The sequence below is a fragment of the Ardenticatena maritima genome (assembly GCF_001306175.1).
Classification (GTDB): Bacteria; Chloroflexota; Anaerolineae; order Ardenticatenales; family Ardenticatenaceae; genus Ardenticatena; species Ardenticatena maritima.
In genome coordinates this window covers 1,074,727-1,096,422 of record NZ_LGKN01000003.1, presented here as the reverse complement: position 1 = coordinate 1,096,422, position 21,696 = coordinate 1,074,727, and the positions used below count along the sequence as shown (strand labels likewise).

Annotated in this window: 19 protein-coding genes, 1 pseudogene and 1 riboswitch; of the genes and pseudogenes, 18 read left to right on the top strand and 2 right to left on the bottom strand. The window is 58.0% G+C overall.

What is annotated here, in order from left to right; genetic code table 11:
* Window positions 1-6: 6 nt before the first annotated feature.
* The gene (locus SE16_RS04805) at window positions 7-1,314 is read right to left on the bottom strand and encodes a glycoside hydrolase family 5 protein (RefSeq protein ID WP_161804508.1); all 1,308 of its coding nucleotides are present in this window, start codon (window positions 1,312-1,314) and stop codon (window positions 7-9) included.
* A gap of 155 nt (window positions 1,315-1,469) precedes the next feature.
* Window positions 1,470-3,395 carry a glycosyltransferase family protein gene (locus SE16_RS04800; protein WP_054493051.1) on the bottom strand — a complete coding sequence of 642 codons (1,926 nt, stop codon included), beginning with the start codon at window positions 3,393-3,395 and terminating at the stop codon, window positions 1,470-1,472.
* 172 nt (window positions 3,396-3,567) lie between these two features.
* Between SE16_RS04800 and SE16_RS04795 the strand changes: the two genes are divergently transcribed.
* From SE16_RS04795 to nuoE, 18 genes and pseudogenes are all read left to right on the top strand, one after another.
* A complete protein-coding gene (locus SE16_RS04795; RefSeq protein ID WP_054493052.1) occupies window positions 3,568-5,388 on the top strand; it encodes a tetratricopeptide repeat protein in 1,821 nt (606 codons plus the stop codon).
* Window positions 5,389-5,476: 88 nt separating this feature from the next.
* Window positions 5,477-5,636, top strand: a riboswitch (FMN riboswitch).
* Window positions 5,637-5,814: 178 nt separating this feature from the next.
* A complete protein-coding gene (gene ribD / locus SE16_RS04790) occupies window positions 5,815-6,945 on the top strand; it encodes a bifunctional diaminohydroxyphosphoribosylaminopyrimidine deaminase/5-amino-6-(5-phosphoribosylamino)uracil reductase RibD (protein ID WP_054493053.1) in 1,131 nt (376 codons plus the stop codon).
* 13 nt (window positions 6,946-6,958) lie between these two features.
* Window positions 6,959-7,561, top strand: a complete 603-nt coding sequence (locus tag SE16_RS04785) for a riboflavin synthase (RefSeq protein ID WP_054493054.1) — start codon at window positions 6,959-6,961, stop codon at window positions 7,559-7,561.
* A 26-nt stretch (window positions 7,562-7,587) separates the two neighbouring features.
* Window positions 7,588-8,820 (top strand): bifunctional 3,4-dihydroxy-2-butanone-4-phosphate synthase/GTP cyclohydrolase II, encoded by a 1,233-nt coding sequence (locus SE16_RS04780; RefSeq protein ID WP_054493055.1) that lies wholly within the window; start codon window positions 7,588-7,590, stop codon window positions 8,818-8,820.
* A gap of 19 nt (window positions 8,821-8,839) precedes the next feature.
* Window positions 8,840-9,310 carry a 6,7-dimethyl-8-ribityllumazine synthase gene (gene ribH, locus SE16_RS04775; protein WP_054493056.1) on the top strand — a complete coding sequence of 157 codons (471 nt, stop codon included), beginning with the start codon at window positions 8,840-8,842 and terminating at the stop codon, window positions 9,308-9,310.
* 168 nt (window positions 9,311-9,478) lie between these two features.
* A complete protein-coding gene (locus SE16_RS04770; protein WP_060687274.1) occupies window positions 9,479-10,165 on the top strand; it encodes a metal-dependent transcriptional regulator in 687 nt (228 codons plus the stop codon).
* Between the two features lie 142 nt (window positions 10,166-10,307).
* Window positions 10,308-11,456 carry a citrate/2-methylcitrate synthase gene (locus SE16_RS04765; protein ID WP_054492146.1) on the top strand — a complete coding sequence of 383 codons (1,149 nt, stop codon included), beginning with the start codon at window positions 10,308-10,310 and terminating at the stop codon, window positions 11,454-11,456.
* A 354-nt stretch (window positions 11,457-11,810) separates the two neighbouring features.
* Window positions 11,811-12,365, top strand: coding sequence for a QcrA and Rieske domain-containing protein (locus tag SE16_RS04760; protein ID WP_054492144.1), 555 nt, complete (start codon window positions 11,811-11,813; stop codon window positions 12,363-12,365).
* A 65-nt stretch (window positions 12,366-12,430) separates the two neighbouring features.
* Window positions 12,431-14,059 (top strand): cytochrome b, encoded by a 1,629-nt coding sequence (locus tag SE16_RS04755; RefSeq protein WP_054492143.1) that lies wholly within the window; start codon window positions 12,431-12,433, stop codon window positions 14,057-14,059.
* Window positions 14,060-14,076: 17 nt separating this feature from the next.
* Window positions 14,077-14,937 (top strand): c-type cytochrome, encoded by an 861-nt coding sequence (locus SE16_RS04750; protein WP_054492141.1) that lies wholly within the window; start codon window positions 14,077-14,079, stop codon window positions 14,935-14,937.
* Between the two features lie 62 nt (window positions 14,938-14,999).
* Window positions 15,000-16,175 (top strand): annotated as a pseudogene (nuoB, locus tag SE16_RS16690) (NADH-quinone oxidoreductase subunit NuoB); the annotation flags it as partial.
* A 168-nt stretch (window positions 16,176-16,343) separates the two neighbouring features.
* Entirely contained in the window at window positions 16,344-17,486 is a 1,143-nt protein-coding gene (locus SE16_RS16685) for an NADH-quinone oxidoreductase subunit D (protein WP_054492154.1), read from the top strand.
* Entirely contained in the window at window positions 17,486-18,088 is a 603-nt protein-coding gene (locus SE16_RS04740; RefSeq protein WP_054492140.1) for a 4Fe-4S binding protein, read from the top strand. Before SE16_RS16685 ends, SE16_RS04740 begins: the two co-directional genes overlap by 1 nt.
* 76 nt (window positions 18,089-18,164) lie before the next feature.
* On the top strand, window positions 18,165-18,521 hold the full coding sequence (locus tag SE16_RS04735) for an NADH-quinone oxidoreductase subunit A (RefSeq protein ID WP_054492139.1): 357 nt from the start codon (window positions 18,165-18,167) through the stop codon (window positions 18,519-18,521).
* Between the two features lie 17 nt (window positions 18,522-18,538).
* Window positions 18,539-19,054, top strand: a complete 516-nt coding sequence (locus tag SE16_RS04730) for an NADH-quinone oxidoreductase subunit B (RefSeq protein WP_054492152.1) — start codon at window positions 18,539-18,541, stop codon at window positions 19,052-19,054.
* A 230-nt stretch (window positions 19,055-19,284) separates the two neighbouring features.
* Complete coding sequence (locus tag SE16_RS04725; protein ID WP_082374018.1) at window positions 19,285-19,821, top strand: NADH-quinone oxidoreductase subunit C; 537 nt, start codon at window positions 19,285-19,287, stop codon at window positions 19,819-19,821.
* 123 nt (window positions 19,822-19,944) lie between these two features.
* Window positions 19,945-21,141 carry an NADH dehydrogenase (quinone) subunit D gene (nuoD, locus tag SE16_RS04720; protein WP_369688596.1) on the top strand — a complete coding sequence of 399 codons (1,197 nt, stop codon included), beginning with the start codon at window positions 19,945-19,947 and terminating at the stop codon, window positions 21,139-21,141.
* Between the two features lie 15 nt (window positions 21,142-21,156).
* On the top strand, window positions 21,157-21,690 hold the full coding sequence (nuoE, locus tag SE16_RS04715; RefSeq protein WP_054492138.1) for an NADH-quinone oxidoreductase subunit NuoE: 534 nt from the start codon (window positions 21,157-21,159) through the stop codon (window positions 21,688-21,690).
* Window positions 21,691-21,696: the final 6 nt, after the last annotated feature.

The following is a 21,696-nucleotide window of genomic DNA, read 5'->3' as shown; positions in this document are numbered from 1 at the left end:
TGCTTGCTAATGGATGATATAGAGTGGCGCAAATGCGATGTCAATCGTGTTGCCTGTGTATGGAAGTGGTTCACCGAACATGTCAAGCACGTTGGTTGTATTCGGTGGCAGTACCCATGTAACTGGCGTCCCTTCTTCTGTGCGCCATACAATGTCCACCAAAGCGCCATTCGCCGCTTTGAAGCGATAGCCTTCAACGGGAGGCGATGAGATATCCGCGATGAATGTCCCGCCATAGAGTTGTTGGCTCATCTGCTGGATGGCTCTATATGCCAGCGTGGGGGTGTTTCCCGGCAAAAGCCCGCCGTAGCGCCAGCCAGCACCGTTGAGAGTGTACCAGTACACAGCATCAATATCGTGTGCCCATGCGCGTGTGTAAAGCCGAACAGCATAGACGGCTTGCGCTTGTTCGCGTTCTTCCGTGAGACAATTGGTTTGAGCTTCGTTGCATAGCAAGGCGCCTTCATTCATGATGATACGTTTACCGCTGATTCCATACGTGCTCATGATGTCCTGCAAAAAGGCCAATTTCCCCAATGTCGCGCCACCAAACGATTGCCATACTGCATGATTGAGGTCCCAATCGGTGGAAATTCCGTTCCAGGCTGTGTAGGAATGATAAGCAAGCGTATCGAAGTATTGACCACCCCCATATGCCAGAATCCCCTCGAAAAACGTACCGGCTTCTGGGCACCATGGGTCGTTAGGAGGTAAATTGTGTATGGGATTGCAGCCAAGCAGAAGCCCTCCGAGAACGACTTCGGCGTCTGGGTCGGCGGCTTTGATGGCGGTGTAGGCTGTTTTGAGGACTTTGACATACCGTTCAGCCCCGAAGTAGGGTTCTGTTTTGGTGAAATCCCCAAAACAGCCCCACTCAACGTATTGGCTTGATGGATCAACATTCGTCGGGGCATCGGGTTCGTTCCAAATTTCCCAACTGTTGATGAAATAAGGCGCGTTTTTATACCGATTGACCATATCAGTCACAAAGCTGGCAAATTCATCCAAAGACTCATCGCGAATAGGGCCACAGTAGGAATAGGGCTGGGCTTGTGCCCAGAGGGGGGTGCCGAAAAGCACAACGGTCGTTTGCATGCCCGGAACAGCAGCCAGGTTTGCCAAATCAGCGTCAATCTGCGCAAGATACGTTTCGTCATAGGTGCCCTGAGTGGGTTCGATACGGTCCCAGCGCATGTTGTTGTAGCGCATGCGTTGGATGTGGGCGTCTTGGGCATATGCCAGCACCTGCGGAGTGGCGCCATTACGAGTAATTTCGGCTCCCCAAATGCCGGCAGGCGGTGGCCACTTGTGCATAACGGCGGGCAAGAATTGTGTAGTTGGTATTGATGTGGCATGCGAGAAGCGCGAAAAGGTCCCCATGACAAGAATGGTCAATATGCTAAATAATAAAAAAAATATACGACGCATGATGTTTATTCTCCTTTAGAATGAGCGATAGAACCTTGTTCCTAATAATACGAAATGAGCGAATGAATACCAAGTATGAAAAAGGTCCCATAGAGCAAAAGTGGCACCAACCACCACCGATGAATGGGGCGTTGCGAATGGAGCCACCACGCCCAACTGCCTGTCAGAAGGAGTGTTGAGATTGTGATGGCTGGATAGACGTAGCGCGGTGCGGGCATTGAGAACACACCAAGGAATTGGTATTGCAGTGGCCATACAAGAGCGATCCCCCAAATGCCGGCGCCAACCAGCCCCGCATACAAAAGAACGGCTTTGCGCAGGGTATTGGGTTGACGAATCCACCACCATATCCCGCTGAGACTGCTCAGCCCAAACCAGGCGAAGATGAGCCAGCGCCACAGTGTGCCTTCAATGGTGATATGCCCCCACGCAAAACGCCCCATGTAAGCATGCAAGAGGAAGGGAAGAACCTGGGTGATGATCAGTGTGCTGCTCGTGCGCACATCGAACAGCATCCCCAATGCTGTTCCCGGATAGTACCGCCGTGCTGTCAGCCACTCTTCAATTGCCGGACGCAAGCGCGGCCATGCAGCTTCGGCGGAACCGTTGCGAATGAGGTTTTCAAAAGAGGCGTCGCCCCATACGCCACGCTGCGCCGTCTCATCCAGAAACTGTGGCGTGATTGTGCTCGGGAATTGCCCTTCTACCAGCACCATACCATCGAGCCAGAGCGTCAACGGTGGTGTATTGCGAGCGCCGGATTGCTGGATGACATAATGCAAACGCGCGGCTTCTTCGGGCACTGTGGTCGTCCAGGCGTAGAAACGGGGTTCTGTAGAAACATCTACAGCCTCGGCTGGGAGCGTATGCAATTGAATCGAACCGGCCGGGCTCCACGCCAGTGTTGGCATCTTCACACGTGCCGGCTCACTGGCCCACATGAAAGCGCCAATGGTGACGGTGCGTCCCCGAAGTGCCTGAATGCGCTCTTCGGAAACGATGGGGTTGAGCAGGGAAACCTGCGCGCCCGGCTTCAGGTCAATCCGCAAAGCCGCTGAGCCCAGCGGAGCGTTGACGGTGGTATCGCGCAGGCCTGGGGTACTCTGGTTCGGAATGGTGTAGCGCAAGCGGTGCCAGTGTGCCGCATCACCCGTGGTGAATACAAGGGCGGCGGTTGCTATACCTGCTATACCCACCAACAACGCCAACCATCGCCAGCGCCAGCCGCGCCGCCCCCACCATGCCATCACGCTTGCCAGCAGGAGAAATGGCAGCGCAACGAACGCGGTGCTTTTTGTGTAGAAAGCGGCAGCGGCAAACGCAATTGCTGCCACGATATGCCACACTTTCACTTGCTCAGTAAAGAAAGCTGATGTTGCCCATATGAAAAGCGTCAACACAAAAATCGCGCCCACATCATTGTTGACAGCCGTCATAATGTCGGGGAATGGCGGCGTCAGCAAAACACCCACCGGTACTAGCCAGCGTAGCGGATGATGCTCGGGCGTAAGCAAGCGGATAAAAGCGGCGCTCGCCAGTACCGTTCCCACGAACATCAACAATGACACAAGGCGCGCTACACGGAGTTGTGAAACAACATCCAAATGGCGCACCAAGCGCAATGGTAGCGCCACAATGCGGTAGTAAAGCGGCGGATGGTGCAATTCAAGAATGCCGATTGAGAGGGGGTTGGCGTCGCTGAGCAAATTTGGCGGTTGCAAAAGGGGTGTGTAAAAATCATGCACCACCATCGAAGCGGCTGTTTCGCGGCGCATGGTGCTATCAACCGCCTGGTCTGCCAGCTTATCCGGGCGATTGGCAATCAGCCACGCATATTCAAAATGAGTTGGCTCGTCGTAATGTTGCCAGGGGGGGATCAGAAACAAAAACAAAACACCCACGCAGAGCGTGAGCGGCGTCAGCCATACCAGCAAAGAGTGCTCAAAACGTTTCAGTAAAGTTGACATAACAACTTCCGTACTCGGGTTGGGGTGAAGCAGTACGCATTATACGAGATGCCCTTGCGAGCGACAAGCACTTGGGGAAGCATATCATGCAGAGCCGTTTGACAAGAAGGCGACGCTGATTATGGTGCCTTGCCTGACCCCTTTTCATAAAACGATGCGGATATTTTGATTTATGCGCCAAACGCTTCGCACACGCTGGAATCTGGTTGTTGGTTTGCTTGGAAGTTTGATTTTGCTTTTCGCCCTCTGGCGAGCGGGTGCGCCTGCCTGGCTCCTTTGGGCGTACAACATCGAACGCGCCGGCTACGCGCTGGATAGAGCGCTGGTGTGGCCTGAGCCCCGTCTTTCGGATTCACTCCCCATGCTCGCCGCCGATGCCGATGAAGCAACGCTTCGCACCGCCCTGGCGCACCTTGCTGCCGCCATGCGCTGGCGACCCGACCATTTTCATGCGTATCGGCTCGCTGGGCATCTCTACGCTGCGCAGCATGATTGGAGACACGCCGCCGAATCGTTGGCGCAAGCCGCCCAACGCGAACCGCGCAACCCGTTGCTCCCTTGGGAAGAGGGCCTGATGTATGAGCAGATGGCGTTGGCGGTGGAACGCGCCCCGCGCGAAGCCATGTTGGCGCACTTTGCAGCGGGAACAGTTGAAGCACCAGCCGCGCCGCTCGATACGCCTTTCTGCCAGGGGAACGATCTGCGCACATGCTACGTGGGGCGTACAGAATGGGCATTGCCGCCGGCACATGTGGCTGGTGCTTTGCCCGAAAGCGCTCCCGTCCTCTTCACGCATCCCCCTGTCAAGGTGCGCGCCGAATTGACCATCCCCACGCAAACGCCCGCCCTGCTGTTTCAGCATGGATTGGCGCCCGAAGCCAGAGACTACGGCACGGACGGCGCAACCTTCCAGGTGTGGGTGGAAACGCCTGATGGCGCGACGATGGTGTACGAACGCACCGTTGACGGGGAAACCGCCCGCCGCGGCTGGGTTTGGGGCGTTGCAGACCTTTCACCCTGGGTGGGACAGACGGTCACGGTGGTGCTCGTCAGTGGACCCGGACCAAGTGGGAATACGCAGGGCGATTGGTACGGGTGGGGCGATTTGGTGCTGACAACACCCCGTGCGGCACGCTATGCACAACAGGCGCCGCGTGCCCAGATGCGTGCGGTCTGGTTGGCGGCTGGGTTTACCCCCGATTACCTTGTTCAGCGGGCGTTGGAATCGTTGACCCGCCTGCAAGACCCCGCCGACGCCCGCCGGTGGGCGGCGCGTATCATCGCCCTTGACCCCACGCAGCCGCACGGCTACTCCATCATGGCGGACGCCTACGCTGCGGAGAAGATGTGGGCGGCGGCAGCCGCCTTCTACCGTGAAGCCGCCCAACGTGCGCCTGACGTGCGCGACCACATCTACAACGCCGCCCGTATGGAAATTGAGTTGGGCAACCTCGAAACGGCGGCCAACCTGCTTGAACAGACGCCCAACCTGCCGTTGGGCGCAATGCCGCGCAGCGTCATCCTCTACGAATTGGGGAACCTCTACCGCACGCGCTTGCGCGACCCCGAACGCGCGCTCCAAGCCTACGACCGCGCGCTTGAATGGCGTGAGTGGGGGGACCGCCCCAATCTTGAGGCTGAAACACACGTGCAACGCGGCAACGTCTTGCGGCAATTGCGCGACTACGAAGCCGCGCTGGCTGCTTATCGTGCGGCGTTGGCGCTCAACCCCGAACACTACTGGGCAATCGTGGGCGAAGCCCAAGCCCTGCATGCTTTGGGGCAAAGTGATGCCGCCCTTGCACGCCTCGATGCCGCCATTGCGCTCAACCCCAACCAGGCGTATGCCTTCAACGTCAAGGGGGATATTTTGCGAGCGTTGGCGCGTATTGACGAGGCGCGTGCCGCCTATCAGGCCGCGCTTGAACGCGACCCCGACAACCGCGCGCTCCAAGACAAACTCAACGCGCTTGAAAATCAATCCTCGCCCTAAGACGCACAGTTTCCTTGACACCCTGCCAATCGCGGCTACAACATACCTGACAAGACAATCGCATACCGGTGTTGTGAAGCCCACAGCACCGCACCTTCGGGGCAGGGTGAGCCTGCACACAGATGTGCATGGCAATTCCCGACCGGCGGTATGTTCGGCGGCGACCGAACGAGCCCGCGACCCGCGCAAGCGGTGGATCCGGTGAGAGGCCGGAGCCGACGGTATAGTCCGGATGGGAGAAGGTGGCGGCGCGGCAGGCGCATTATGCCTGCTGAATGGGCGTGCGTTCAGCCATTCCTGCATGAATGGTTGTTTGGCCTTTCCTTTCCAACCAAGGCCGAACGCATGCCGCGACGCACCTGTTTTTATGTTGACATAAAACCCGCACTCCGAAGGTGAGCGCGGGTTTTTGCATAAGGAGCAACTATGCATGCACAACAGCCGTCTGAACCATTCATGCGCCGTGCGCTGGCGCTTGCCGAGCAAGCCCGCGGGCGCACCAGCCCGAACCCCATGGTGGGGGCGGTGCTTGTGAAAGATGGGCGCATTGTGGGCGAGGGCTATCACCGCCGTGCCGGGGAACCGCACGCTGAAATCGAAGCGTTGCGGGCGGCTGGTGAAGAAGCCCGCGGGGCGACGCTCTACGTCACTTTGGAGCCGTGTTGCCATTATGGCCGGACGCCGCCCTGCACCAACGCGCTGATTGCAGCCGGCGTCGCCGAAGTCCACATGGCGATGCTGGACCCCAACCCACGTGTGGCGGGGAAAGGGCGTGCCGCGTTGGAAGCCGCCGGTATTCGCACAACTGTGGGGCTGTGCGAAGATGAAGCCCGCGCGCTCAACGCGGCGTTCATCAAATGGGTGACGACTGGCCGCCCCCTGGTGATTGCCAAATTCGCGATGAGCCTGGACGGCAAAATAGCCGCCCACACGGGGGATGCGCGTTGGATTTCGGGGGAAACTTCGCGAATCTACGCGCACCACCTGCGCAACGAAGTGGATGCGATTTTGGTGGGCGTGCAAACCGTCTTGGCGGACAACCCCCGTTTGACCACACGTTTGCCCAACGCGACGGATGTGCGCCACCCTGTGCGTATCGTGCTCGACAGCCGTGGACGCGCGCCGCTGGATGCGGAGGTGTTTCAGCCCACGTTGCCCGGCCGCACGCTTGTGGCAACCACTTCCGCCATGCCGGCGTCGCACCGCGCGGCGCTTGAAGCCCAGGGCGTAGATGTGCTGGTTTGTCCGTCGGTGCATGGGCGTGTGGCGTTGCCCGCTTTGCTGGATGAACTCGGCAAGTGTGAGATAACGTCATTGCTTGTGGAAGGCGGGGGGACGGTGCTGGGCAGTTTCTTTGACGCCGGTTTGGTGGATGAAGTCGTGGCGTTTATCGCGCCAATGGTGATTGGCGGCGAGCACGCCCCCCAACCGGTTGGCGGGCATGGCGTTGCGCGCGTAGCCGACGCCTGGCGTTTGGATGACCTGCGCGTAGAGCGCTTGGGAGACGATATTTTGGTGCGTGGACGTGTTCGGCACCCCCACGCCGAGAACGAATAACCAAGGAGGCGACATGTTTACTGGCATTGTTGAAGAAGTCGGGCGTGTTGTGGCTATTGAGCATCACGAAGGGCGCTCGGTGCTCACAGTTCAGGCGCAGACCGTGCTTGAAGGCACCCGAATTGGCGATAGCATCGCCATCAATGGCACGTGCCTTACTGTGACGGCGCTGACCCCGACTACTTTCACCGTCGAGATGGTGCCTGAAACATTGCGGCGCACCAACCTGGGCGATTTGGTCGTAGGAAGCGGCGTCAATTTGGAACGCAGCCTGACGCCGCACTCGCGCATGGGCGGGCATTTTGTGCAAGGGCATGTGGATGGAACAGGCGAGGTGCGCCATATCCGCACCGAAGGGGATTCGCGCGTGGTGCTGTTCAGCGCTCCCGAAAACGTGCTTCCGCACATCGTCCCCAAAGGGTTTATCGCGGTGGATGGCGTCAGCCTGACCGTTGTCGAACGTTTGGATGATGGGTTTAGTGTGGCGTTTATTCCCCACACCCTCGCCCATACCATTGCTGGCGAGTATCGCGAAGGGACGCGCGTCAATCTCGAAGCCGACATTCTGGGCAAGTATGTCGCCAACATTGTGAAACAGTACATGACACAACCCTAAACCAACCAGTTTCAGGAGGCATTCCTATGGCATTCGCATCAATCGAGCAAGCGCTTGACGCGCTGCGCAATGGCAAAATGATCATTGTGGTAGACGATGAAGACCGCGAAAACGAAGGCGACCTGGTGATGGCCGCCGAAAAAATCACCCCCGAAGCCGTCAATTTCATGGCAACGCATGCCCGCGGCTTGATTTGCGTGGCGTTGCCGCCTGAGCGTGTGGACGCCTTGCAACTCCCCCCCATGGTCAGCGGCGAAAACACATCGCCCATGGAAACATCGTTCACGGTAGCGGTGGACGCCCGCTATGGCATCACCACGGGCATTTCAGCCGCCGACCGTGCCCACACCATTCGCCTCTTGGTGGACCCCAACACCCGTCCGGGCGACCTGGCGCGTCCCGGCCACGTCTTCCCCTTGCGGGCGCGTCCCGGCGGCGTGTTTGAACGCCCAGGGCATACCGAAGCCGCCGTAGACCTGACGCGCCTGGCTGGGTTGACGCCGGGCGGGGTGATTTGCGAAATCATGAACCCCGACGGCACCATGGCGCGCCGCGACGACCTGGAACGCTTTGCCGCCGAACATGGTTTGCTCATCGTCACCATCCGCGACCTCATCGAATATCGTCGTCAGCATGAACCCCCCTTGCAGCGGGTGGCCGGCGCACGTTTGCCCACCCCCTACGCCACCTTCCGCATTTTTGCCTACCAACCGCGCGAAGGGGGACAACCCCATTTGGCGCTGGTGCTGGGCAATGTGACCGATGGCGCGCCCGTCCTCACGCGCTTGCACTCCGAATGTCTCACCGGCGACGTGTTTGGCTCGCTGCGGTGCGATTGTGGCGAGCAGTTAGACCGCGCCATGCGCGCCGTGGCCGCCGAGGGACGCGGCGTGATTCTCTACTTGCGGCAAGAAGGGCGCGGCATTGGCTTGTGCAACAAATTGCGCGCCTACGCCCTGCAAGACGAAGGGCTGGACACCGTGGAAGCCAACGAGCGGCTGGGGTTTCCACCAGACGCCCGCGAGTATTGGATGGCGGCTTACATGCTTGACGATTTGGGCGTGCGCCAGGTGCGCTTGCTCACCAACAACCCCCAAAAAGTGGCCGCCCTGGAACACTACGGCTTGACGGTCGCCGAACGGGTGCCCCTGGAGATTACCCCCAACGCGGAAAACGAGCGGTACTTGCGCACCAAACGGCAGAAGATGGGGCACTGGTTGCAGGCTTTCTCGCCCAAAACGCATCTCTCAAATTTTTGAAAACAGATTGGAGGCAACCGTGGCACGCATTGACGAAGGCACACTTTCCGGCACTGGGCTCAAAATTGGGGTTGTGGTGGCGCGTTTCAACGACTTCATTACACGCTCCTTGCTTGACGGGGCTTTGTCCGCTTTGCGGCGGCATGGCGTGGCTGAAGAGGATATTCACGTGGTGTGGGTGCCGGGGGCTTTTGAAATTCCCGTAGCGGCGTACCACATGGCGCGCACTGGTCGTTACCATGCGTTGGTCTGTTTGGGGGCGGTGATTCGCGGCGCAACGCCCCACTTTGACTACGTAGCCGGCGAAGCCGCAAAAGGCATTGCCGCCGTGGCGCGCGAGACAGGCGTCCCAACCATCTTTGGCGTCCTCACAACAGACACCATCGAGCAGGCTATCGAACGCGCGGGGACGAAAGCCGGCAACAAAGGCTATGAAGCCGCCGTCGCGGCTATCGAAATGGCAACGCTCATTCAACGCTTGCAAGCCTGAACATCTTGCCGCCACCCACCCCCGGCAGACCTGGCGCAGTTTGGAAACGCGCCAGGTCTGCGCGTTTCTGGGACAGGCGCATCCACCACACGCCCGACTGATTGACGGTTCTCATTTTTTGATTAGGCTAAATTTCACTCAAAGAGACACCTAGGCGGGGGCTGGTGCATGACCGTATTGACCGAAGCCATGCAAGATTACCTCAAAACGATTTGGCGGCTTGCGCATGAAGAGAACGTGCCCGTCACAACAACCGCGTTGGCGGATGCGTTGGGTGTACGGCCTGCCAGCACCACCAACATGCTCAAGCGGCTGGCGGCGCTGCATCTGGTCAAATACGAACCGTACCGGGGCGTGGAATTGACCGAGGCAGGCGAAAAAGTGGCGCTTGAAGTCGTGCGGCATCATCGCCTGCTCGAACTCTACCTGACCGAGGCGCTGGGTTTTCCCCCGGATGAAGTGCATGAAGAAGCCGAGCGCCTTGAACATCACATCTCCGAAGCCTTTGAGCAAGCCATCGCCGAGCAGTTGGGGCATCCCACCCACGACCCCCACGGCGACCCCATCCCCACCCCCGATTTGCGACTTGTTTCGCGGCCGGCCCGCCCACTCAGTGAACTGGACGTTGGGCAAGAAGGCTACATTCGGCGTGTGCGTATCAGCGCCCCCGAGCGTGTGGAAGCATTAGCGGCGGAAGGCGTTGCGCCCAACGTGCGGGTGCGCGTCCTCGATCACCGTGAACAGGCTTGCGTGGTGCAAATTGTGGTGAGTGGGCGTGAGGTGGTGATTGTTCCCGATGAAGCCTGTGATGTCCTCATCGAACCGCTTCCAGAGGTAGAGAATGAAGAGGGGTGAGGCTTGTCATTTGTGTGGTCTCCTCCTTCTGATAGAATACACAGGCACTGTTTGTACCCATTTGCTGCTCAGTGATTTCCGACACGAAGAAGTGTCTTTGTACGTTGTGGTACTGCAATCACACTGATGAAAGGAGTGACACATGACCAACCAAACCGTCCAGATTAACAAAGGGCTTGAAGGCATTGTTGTTGCCGAAACCGCGCTCAGCAAGGTTTTTGGCGAAGAAGGTCGCTTGATTTATCGCGGTATCCCCATCCAAGAGTTTGTCGAGAATGATGCGCTGTACGAAGAAGTGGTCTATCTCCTCTGGAATGGCAAGTTGCCCACCAAGGCTGAACTTGATGCATTCATGGCTGATTTGGCGAGCAAGCGGGCGCTGCCGGACACCGTTGTGAACCAGATTACCCAATTCCCCAAAACCGCTGACCCTATGGTCGTCTTGCGCACGGTCGTTTCCATGCTGCACATGTATGACGAAAACCCGGACGACCTTTCGCCGGAAAACCTGCGCCGCATCGGCTCGAACCTGCTCGCCAAATTCCCCACGATTTTGGCAACCTTCCACCGCTACCGCCAGGGGCTTGACCCTGTCGCGCCGCGCACCGACCTGACCCACGCGGCAAACTACCTCTACATGCTCAATGGCAAAGAACCCGGTCCCCGCTCGGTGGAAGGGGTGAATGCCTACCTGGTCTTGCTGGCCGACCATGGTTTCAACGCTTCGACATTCACCGCGCGTGTGGTGGCCGGCACGCAGGCCGACATGTACGGTGCGATTACCGGGGCGGTGGCGTCGTTGAAGGGACCGCTCCATGGTGGGGCGCCGACTGCGCTGGTGAAACAGATGGAAGAGGTGGGCGACCCTGCCAATGCCGAAAAGTATGTTGAAGAAGCGTTGGCCGCCAAGAAGCGCATCATGGGCATTGGGCACCGCGTCTACAAGACCTACGACCCGCGGGCGCGCATCCTCAAGCGAATGGCTGAAAATATCGCCAAGGAAACGGGCAACACCCGCTGGTATGAATTGGCCGCCGCGATTGAAGCCGCCGCTTTGCCGCGTCTTGAAGCCAAGCGGCTCTACACCAACGTGGACTTCTACTCGGTGCCGCTCTTGCTGAGCCTGGGCTTGCCGACCGACATGCTCACGCCGACCTTCGCGGTCAGCCGCGTGGCGGGCTGGGTGGCGCACCTGCTCGAACAGTACGCCGACAACCGTCTCATGCGCCCGCGCTCCTTCTACGTGGGACCGGAAGAAGCGCACTACGTGCCCATTGACCAGCGTGGCTAACAACACGAGTTTTCGCGTACCAAGCGGGGTGGACAACTTGTTCACCCCGCTTTTTGTTCATCACGATGTGCATGGCTTGTTCTCCTCTACGCGCCAGTGACACCTTACACCTTGCCAGCATGCCAAATGTCAGATATAGTGAGAGGCGGTTGTGCAGGATTTCACGGATACTTGCCAAATTTTCACAATGCGTATACTGTCGGCACGTTGAAAGCCCCACATTCCCAAATCACTGTTTGCCGGTCAAGTTGGCGTCCTGACAAATGCTTGTTTGTGCAAAATGGCACGTTCATGTATGATGGCCGCCGACTTTGTACCGGTTTTCACATACGGTAACGCGAGAGGAGGATGTTGATGGCGCACGAACAGGCACAGCCGTCGGACGGTATCAAGCCGCTGACGCGACGTGAGTTCCTCAATTACGTCTGGCTTGGTTCGTTGGGTGTCTTCTTTGCCGAAATTGGCGGCATGGGGTTGCTTTTTGCGTTCCCGCGCTTCCGCGAGGGTGAATTCGGTGGTGTGTTCAATTTGGGTCCTGCCAGCAACCTGCCGCCGGTCGGAAGCGCCCCCCAAGCCAACACCAAAGGGAAGTTCTGGTTGGTGCATCTCGAAGAAGGGGTGCTTGCGCTCTACGTTGTGTGTACACACCTCGGGTGTCTTTACCGCTGGCAAGAAGCGCAAAACCGCTTCATCTGCCCCTGCCACGGTTCGCAGTTCCAGAAAGATGGGACGTATATCCAGGGTCCGGCGCCGCGTAGCCTCGACCGCTTCGTGGTGCGCATGCTTGACGCGGCTGGGAATGTGCTGGCCGAGACCGACCGTGTGAAGAAAGGTCCCGTACCCGTTCCAAGCCCGGATGCGATTGTGACTGTTGATACCGGCGATTTGCTGCGTGGCGATCCGCACTAAGCCGGTGAGTCGTGAGCCCGTTTGCACTGACGCAACTCTCTGAACGCTGATGAGGAGTGAACACTATGCTTGGGTTGCAAGATTTGCGTAATCTGCCCAACGACTTGCAGCGCAAAATGCGCGAATTGCGCGAGCAAGATTGGGAACAGGTCGCTCGTGAAAAGATTGACGAGCGGGTCCGCATTATTACGGCGGGGATGGATATTGAAGAATTGCGCGCCGTTTTCCGCGGGGACCCGCCGACTGAGAAACCCAACCCGCGTTTCAAGGTGCATACCACGTCGTTCCTCATGCACATTCGCCCGCGCTACTACCCGCGCGCCGCGACGTGGTTCACGCACACGTTCCGCTTGGGCTTCCTCAGTGCGTACATGTTCTTCATTGAAATTGTCACCGGTCTTATCTTGATGGTCTACTATGCGCCGACGCCTGACACGGCGTATAGCAACATGATTAACATTCTGAGCAACGTCTGGTACGGCGAGTTGCTGCGCGATATGCACCGCTTGGGTGCGGAGTTGATGGTCGCCGTTGTGGCGTTGCACATGTTACGCGTATACATGACCGGTTCGTACAAAAAGCCGCGTGAATTCACCTGGCTGACGGGGGTTGTGTTGCTGGGGATTACGCTCTTCCTCTCGTTCTCCGGCTACCTGCTCCCGTGGGACCAGTTGGCGTTCTGGGCGGTGACCATCGGTACGTCGATGGCGGACAAGACGCCGCTGATCGGGAAGGAAGTCAACCTCTTGTTGCGTGGTGCGCCGGACATTGGCGCCGGTGGTCTCTTGCGCTTCTATCTGATGCACGTGCTCTTCTTGCCCTTGCTGGGGATTCTCTTCACCAGCATTCACTACTACAAGGTCTCGCGCGAACACAGTATTTCGTTGCCTGCTCGTGTGGAAGAAGGCGATTTGGACCCCGACGAAAAGCGTTGGGCGACGGAGCGCATCAACCTCATTCCTGACTTGCTGACGCATGAATTGTTCCTGGCAATCCTCGTCGTCGTGCTGATGATGGTCTCGGCGGCGACGTGGTACAGTGCGCCGCTGGAAAGCCGTGCGCAGCCCAACGTTACGCCGTTGGATACGAAAGCCCCCTGGTACTTCTGGTGGTTGCAGGGGATGCTCAAACTGGGCGACCCCACCTGGATGGGTGTGATTCTGCCCGGCCTGATTGTGCTCTTGTTGGCGGCTGTGCCCTACATTGATAACAACCCCTACCGTCTGGCGAAGCGCCGCCCCATTGCTGTGGCGCAAGGGGTGCTGGCAACAATTGCCATTCTCATTCTTTCGTACATGGGCTTGCCGCGGTGGGGCATTGAAACGCCGCCGGCAACGCGCATCATCCAGGATATCGCGCCGCAGGAAGGTGTTGGTCCGTTGCGCGAATTGGGCTATGCAGGTGTACCGCTTGGTACGTTTGACACCGACACGTACCAACTGCCGCCAAACCCAACTGAATTCGACCTGCTCTTTGCCGAGTTCCAGCGCCGTGTGAAAGAAGCACCGCTGGTGGCGCCGCACGGTGAATGGAAGATCGACTTGTGGCAGCCGACCTTGAAGCGTGTCCATATGGAAATCTCATGGACCAAAGTGGATGACGACGGCAACATTGTCTATGATGAAAACGGCAATCCGGTGCGCGATACGTACACCAAGACGGTCTTCCTGCACCAAAACACGAAGCACCACTAGGACAATGGAGTAGCACAATGTCAATGGTACGTGTCCAAATTACACTCGGGATTTTGCTCACAATTGTCGGATTGCTTGTGGTGGCTTGGGTCGGCGTGAACGAGCCCAAGCGCATGGAAGAAGCAACAGCCAGCTGGGAAGCCCGCCGTATTGAATACGGGGCGGAGCTCTTCGAGCGTAACTGCACCTCGTGCCACGGTGTTGATGCGCAAGGGACGCCTGGCTTGGCGCCGCCGCTCAACAGCCGTGAATTGCTTGAACAGCGCGCCGCTGAAATGGGCTGGCCCGGCGACGCCTTTGGGTACATTGTGAAGACGGTGGAAGGTGGTCGTCTCATCTCCAGCCGCCCCGATCAGTATGTGGGGAACATGCCCAAGGGCGATATGGCGATGCCGCCGTGGGGTGAACAGTTTGGCGGCCCGTTGACCCAGTTTGACATTGAAAACATCGCGCTCTTCTTGCTCAACTTTGAAGAGTTCACGCCAGAACAGCAGGCGATGATTGAAGCCGCTCAGCAAACCGAAGCAGGTGGTGAAGAAGCCGCCGGCGGCGAAGCAAGCCTCGAAGAACGCGCTGTGCAAATCATGGTGAATAACGGTTGTGGCGGCTGCCACACCATCCAGGGCGTTGCCGGTATGGTGGGGGCTGTCGGTCCGGAGTTGACCAAGATTGGCGCCGTGGCGGCCGAGCGCATTGCCGACCCCAACTACGCGGGTGAAGCCACCACGCCTGAAGAGTACATCCATGAATCTATCGTGAACCCCAACGCTTTCGTGGTGGAAGGGTTCCCGGCGAACGTGATGCCGCAAAACTTCGGCGAAACGCTGAGCGAAGAAGACATCAATACACTGGTTGAATACCTGTCCAGCCTGAAGTAATGACCGAAACCCTGCCTGGGCGCATGAACAGAGCTTGTTGATGCGCCCAGGCTTTCATCGCGATGGGAGTGGTGAGAGTGACGACCATGGAACGCAATCCCAAAGACGTGGTTCGAGACCTGATTCCTGATTACGCCGCGGATATTCTCGCCGAGGATGAACTCCTCGCGCAGACGGTGCTCGTCACGACGTGGGACAAACTCATCAAGAACCTGGATGCGCTCTACAACTGGGGGCGCAAATCGTCCATTTGGCCGATGACGTTCGGCTTGGCGTGCTGCGCCATTGAGATGATTTCAACCGCGGCCTCGCGCTACGACATTGACCGCTTTGGTGCCGGCTTGTTCCGCGCGACGCCGCGCCAGGCGGACTTGATGATTGTCTCGGGGACCGTCACGAAGAAGATGGTGCCCATCATCATCCGCCTGTACAACCAAATGCCTGAACCAAAGTACGTTATCGCCATGGGCGCGTGCGCCACGGGTGGCGGTCCGTTCAAAGAAGGCTACAACGTCGTCAGCGGGATTGACAAGTTTATTCCCGTTGATGTCTATGTGCCGGGGTGCCCGCCCACACCGCAGGCGCTTTTGCAAGGCTTGATGACCTTGCAAGCCAAACTTGATGGGCAGAGCATCAAACATGCTCCCTGGTACCGTAGCCCGCTGAGCGAACCCGTGCCGCCGCCCTTGCTGGGGCCCGATATTGTGGACCCGCGCCAGATTCCCGTGCTGGCGGAACGTATTGACCAGCAGGAAGAACCGCAGCGCAAGCCGCCCAAGAAACTGCACCGCGTCAAGGTCGCTGAAATTCCTCAGCGCGAACTTGAAGTGACGGAAAAGGCGGCGCACTTTTTGCGCGAGCGCTTTGGCGACCAAGCCTTCAAGCAGGAAGGCAACGCCCTCATCGTCGAGCCGAACTATTTGCAAGACGTTGCCAAAGCCCTGCGCGATGACATGGGCTACGACTACCTCGCCAACTTGACCGCCGTTGACTACATTGACGAGGGCAAAATTCAGGTGGTCTATCACCTGTATAGCATTCGCAATGGCGGCGGTCCGCACATCTACCTCAAAGTGGATACCGACCGCGACGACCCGCAAGTGCCGTCGCTGGTGCCTGTGTACGGGGGTGCCGACTTCCAGGAACGCGAAGTGTACGACATGTTTGGCGTGCGCTTCTTGGGGCACCCCAACCTGCGCCGCATCCTGCTCTGGGAAGGTTTCGATGGCTTCCCGCTGCGCAAAGACTGGCTGGAAGCCTACTACGAGCAAGACCACAAGCCCTATGATTCACGCTGGCCGGAAGGCCACCATCGTGCCGCTGAAGACCGCAACATCTGGGGGCGCAATGTGCGCTATCCGGGGGACTTTGACCCCGAAGCGTGGAACCCCATGCGCGAAGACGTGATGGTGGTGCAACCCGAAGAACTGGCGCGCCTGGATGAAGTGCGCTCCGAGAAAATCATCGTCAACATGGGGCCGCAACACCCCTCGACGCACGGGGTTTTCCAGATGCGCGTCTTGCTCGACGGTGAAACGGTGGTGGACCTGGAGCCGGTGATGGGCTTCATGCACCGCAACCACGAGAAAATCGGCGAACGCAATGCGTGGCTGATGAACATGCCCTACACCGACCGCCTGGACTACCTGGCGCAGATGGGCAACAACTTCGGCTACGCGATCACCGTCGAGAAATTGCTTGGCGTGGAAGTGCCCGAACGCGCCGAATACATCCGCGTCATTATGGCGGAGCTGAACCGTATTCAAAGCCACATGTGGTCAATCGGCTTCTTGCTGAACGACCTGGGCGCGTTCTTCACGCCGTCGCTTTACTGTATCGAAGAGCGCGAAATGATTCTCGACCTCTTCGAGATGGTTGCCGGTTCGCGCTTGATGGTCAACTACTTCCGCTTTGGCGGCGTGGCGCACGACCTGCCCGAAGAGTTCTTGCCGCTGGCGAAGAAACTGGTGTACGAACGCTTGCCGCGCGCCATTGAAGAACTCGACCGCTTCTTGACGACCAACGAAATCGTGCAGGTGCGCACCAAGGGCATCGGCGTGCTCTCTGCCGAGCAAGCCATCAACCTCAGCACGTCGGGGCACATGCTGCGCGCCAGCGGCGTGAAGTGGGACTTGCGCCGCAACGACCCGTACAGCATCTACGATCGCTTCGACTTTGAGATTCCGGTGCTCTACGGTGGCGACATCTACGATCGCTACTACATCCGTATCCTCGAAATGTGGCAGAGCCTGCGCATCTTGCAGCAAGCCCTCGAACAAATTCCCGAGGGCGAAGTGCTCGCCGGGCAGAAGAAGTGGAGCATCCGCGTGCCCAAGGGTGAAGCCTACGGCCACGTTGAAAACCCGCGTGGTGAGTTGGGCTTCTACGTGGTGAGTGATGGGGGCAGCAACCCCTACCGCTACCACGTGCGCAGCGGTGCGTTCATCAACCTGACCGCGCTCAGCCACATGGCGAAAGGCTACAAAGTTGCCGACTTGATTGGTATTCTGGGCTCGATTGACATCGTGCTCGGGGAGGTGGACCGCTAATGTTTGGCTTCGATTTCGGTTTCAACTTCTTGAAGGGGATGGCGATTACGGCGAAACACTTTTTCGCCACCTACGTGCAAGACATCAAGACGATGGGCAAGTGGGACCCGCCGAGCGCCAACCTGGAAACGGGTATTCCCGCTGAGATTACGGGCTACATCACCACGCAGTACCCGGAACAGCGCCTGCCCGTGCCTGAGCGGTTCCGCTACAACCCGATGCTCATCTACGAGCAGGAAACGGGCGATATTCGCTGCACGTCCTGCGGGATTTGCGCCAAGGTGTGCCCGCCGCAGTGTATCTGGATCGTGCAGGCCAAAGATACCGCCGGGAAGACCATCCCGCAGTGCCAGGAGTTCTACATTGACACATCCATTTGCATGCAGTGCGGGTTCTGCGCGGAGTATTGCCCGTTCGACGCCATCAAGATGAACCACGACTACGAAATTTCGTCCTACGAACGCCATGAGTCGTGGGTGCTGGATATGCAGGAGTTGCTCGTCAGCACGCGCTACTACGCGGCCACCCACCCCACAGCGTGGGAACGCGAAGAAGCCGAACGCGCCGCCAAAGAGGCTGAAAAGTCTTCGGTTGAACGCTAAACAGAACCACAAAGGGGTGGCAAACATGATGAGCCACCCCTTTTTTAAGCATGGATGTGAATGAGGAGAGCCGACAATGAACCCATATTTGGCAATAGGGTTGTTGTTGCTGGTCAGCACGGTGTTGGCTGTGCTGATTATTGTGTTGGGCGAAATCATTGGTCCCGACCACCCAACACGGCGCAAACTTAGTCCCTATGAATCGGGGATGGTGCCCATTGGGCGCGCGATGCAGCGCATGCCCATCAGTTTCTATCTCGTGGCAACGTTGTTTATCATTTTCGATATCGAAGCCATTTTCTTGTTCCCGTGGGCGCTGGTCTATCGGAAACTGGGTGTGTTTGGTGTCCTGGAAATGTTGCTCTTTATTGGATTGTTGGTTGTAGGGCTGGTGTACGTTTGGAAAAAAGGAGCGTTGGAATGGGAGAACTGAACCCGAATACCGAACCCATGTTGCTGGACCCCAACAAGAGTGGCGCGCCGGGGATTGTGCTGACAACGCTTGACCAGGCTGTGGCGTGGGCGCGAGCCAACTCTATTTGGCCTATGCTCTTTGGGTTGGCGTGCTGCGCCATCGAGATGATGTCGGCGCAGTCAAGCCGCTATGACATGTCCCGCTTTGGGATGGAGTTGATGCGCGCCTCGCCGCGCCAATCGGACTTGATGATTGTCGCCGGGCGTTTGAGCCGCAAAATGGCGCCCGTGTTGCGCCGCCTGTACGACCAGATGCCCGAGCCGAAGTACGTGATTGCGATGGGCGACTGCGCTTCGTGCGGCGGTATCTTCAACAACTACGCCATTGTGCAGGGTGTGGATGAAATTGTGCCGGTAGATGTCTATGTCGCCGGTTGTCCACCGCGCCCCGAAGCCCTCATTGACGGCGTGTTGCAATTGCAACGCAAGATTGCACGCCAACGCACGGGCGAAGTGCTGCATGTGGGTCCGATTGATATTCGCAGTGAGTGATACGACCGTTTGACAAGCCACATGCACAAAACGCCGTCGAAGAAGGGGCGATTCGACGCAGGTATGCGGCGACGCCCCTTTTTTATCGCCGAAAGGTGGTCATCACAAGTTGCGCTCTTTGCTGTTTTCTGACAGAATAGGTGGCCGCCTGCATGTGATAAAATGCACAAGCACCGCTGGTTTTGTTTTCAGGTGTGCCGAACTTCGCATTCAAGACAAGGAGTGTGCGAATGGATCGCACGGACATTGAGACGACAAAAGAGCCAACCACCGCAGACCTGGTGCGCGAAGCGTTCGGCGATGCCGTGCTGGACGTGACCGAGCGCCTGGGGGAAACAACCATCACGCTGACGGTGAAAGCCTTGCCGGACGTGGCGCGCTGGCTTCGTGATGAACGCGGTTTTGAGATGTGCGTTGACGTCACGGCGACCGATCATCCGCAAGAAAAAGAACGTTTCCGCGTGGTCTATCACTTGCTTTCACTCAGCCGCCGCGAACGCCTGCGCCTGGCTGTGCGCGTGGGGGGCAAAAAGCCGACTGTCCCCACGTTGACAACCGTTTGGCCTGGTGTGAATTTCTGCGAACGTGAAGTGTACGATATGTTTGGCGTGCACTTCGACGGGCATCCCAACCTCAAACGCATTCTCATGCCCGAAGATTGGGATGGTCATCCGTTGCGCAAGGATTACCCGCTGGGCTACGAACCGGTGCAGTTTACGCACAACTTTGAAGAGATTGACCAGAAGAAACCATACGCAAAATCCTGATAGGGTGAAAGAAGGGAGCCACCTATGGGCATGCTCCAAAATGCTGTCAATTGGTTGTTAGGGCGCGACCAGCGCGGTGCATGGGAACTGCACGAGGAAATGCGCGAGCGCCAATTGGAACAGATGCTCATTCCGACGTGGGAAGAGGGCGAACGTGGTCCCCGTATGTTGCTCAACATGGGGCCCCAACACCCTTCAACGCACGGTGTGTTGCGCCTCTTCCTGGAACTGGAAGGCGAGCGCGTTGTGCGTGTTGAGCCTGATATTGGCTTTTTGCACACGGGGATTGAAAAGACGTTCGAGTACAAGAAGTACGAGCAGGGCGTGACCCTGACGCCGCGCACCGACTATCTCTCAAACGTGTTCAACACGTGGGCGTACTGCATGGCGGTGGAAAAACTGCTGGAAGTGGAAATCCCCCCGCGTGCTGAATACGTGCGCGTCATCATGGGTGAGTTGCAGCGCATTAGCAGCCACCTGGTCTGGTTGGGGACGCACGCGCTCGATATTGGCGCGATGAGCGTCTTCCTCTACGCCTTCCGCGAGCGCGAAATGATTCTCGACATTTTCGAGATGGTCACCGGCGCTCGCATGATGATGTCCTACTTCCGCCCCGGCGGCTTGGCGTGGGACATTCCCGAAGGGTTCGAGGAAGTGGTGGCGTCGTTCATTGACCTGATGCCCTCGCGCATTGATGAGTATGAAGCCTTGCTCACCAACAACCCCATTTGGCGCGAACGCACCCAGGGCGTGGGCGTTGTTGACGCCGAAACGGCTATGGCGATGAGCGTCACAGGGCCAATTTTGCGTGCGACGGGGGTTGCGTGGGACCTGCGCAAGACGATGCCCTACTCGGTCTATTCAGAATTTGAATTTGATGTCCCGGTGGGCACGCATGGCGACGTGTTCGACCGCTATCAAGTGCGCCTGCAAGAAATGCGCGAAAGTATCAAGATTATTCGCCAGGCGCTGGACAAGTTGCCGGGTGGTCCTCATCGTGTGGATAACCACAAGGTTGCGCCACCCCCCAAAGAAGAAATTTACCTTTCGATGGAAGCCCTCATCCACCACTTCAAACTCTGGACAGAGGGCATGCTGGTGCCGCCGGGTGAAGCCTACGCCGCGATTGAAGGGCCGCGTGGCGAAATTGGCTTCTACGTGGTGAGTGATGGCAGTGCGCGCCCGTATCGCGTGCATATGCGCTCACCCAGTTTCAACAACTTGCAAATCATCTCGCACATGGCTGAAGGGGGATTGGTGGCGGACTTGATTGCCATTATCGCCAGCCTGGACCCCGTGTTGGGTGAAATCGATCGGTAGAAATTGGTGGATGCCATGAACAACTTGTACCAAAAACACCGCGAAGAAGTTGAAGATATTTTGAGCCGGTATCCCGAAAAGCGGGCGGCTGTGATGCCGTTGCTCTGGCTTGCCCAGGAGGAATACGGCTACGTTTCCAAAGAAGCCATGCGTGAAGTCGCCCAAATTTGTGAACTCGACCCCACCGATGTGTATGCAGTGGCGCACTTCTACTCGCTCTATTTCAAAGAGCCGGTAGGGAAGTACGTCATTCGCTTTTGCACCGATATGCCGTGTGCCTTGGTGGGTTCGGAGCAGGTGTACCAGTATTTGCTGGACAAACTGGGTATCAAAGATGGTGAAACGACGCCCGACGGCTTGTTTACCGCGCAACAGGCGGTCTGTTTGGCGGCGTGCGGGGCAGCCCCTGTGATGCAAATCAACTTCCAATACTTCGCGAACCTGACGCCGCAACGCATTGATGAGATTTTGGACTTGGTACGCGCCAACGGTCTGCCGCCCAATGGGCCGTTGCGCTTTGAGCCACGCGAAGAGTCGTCGGACGCCTGAGAGGGA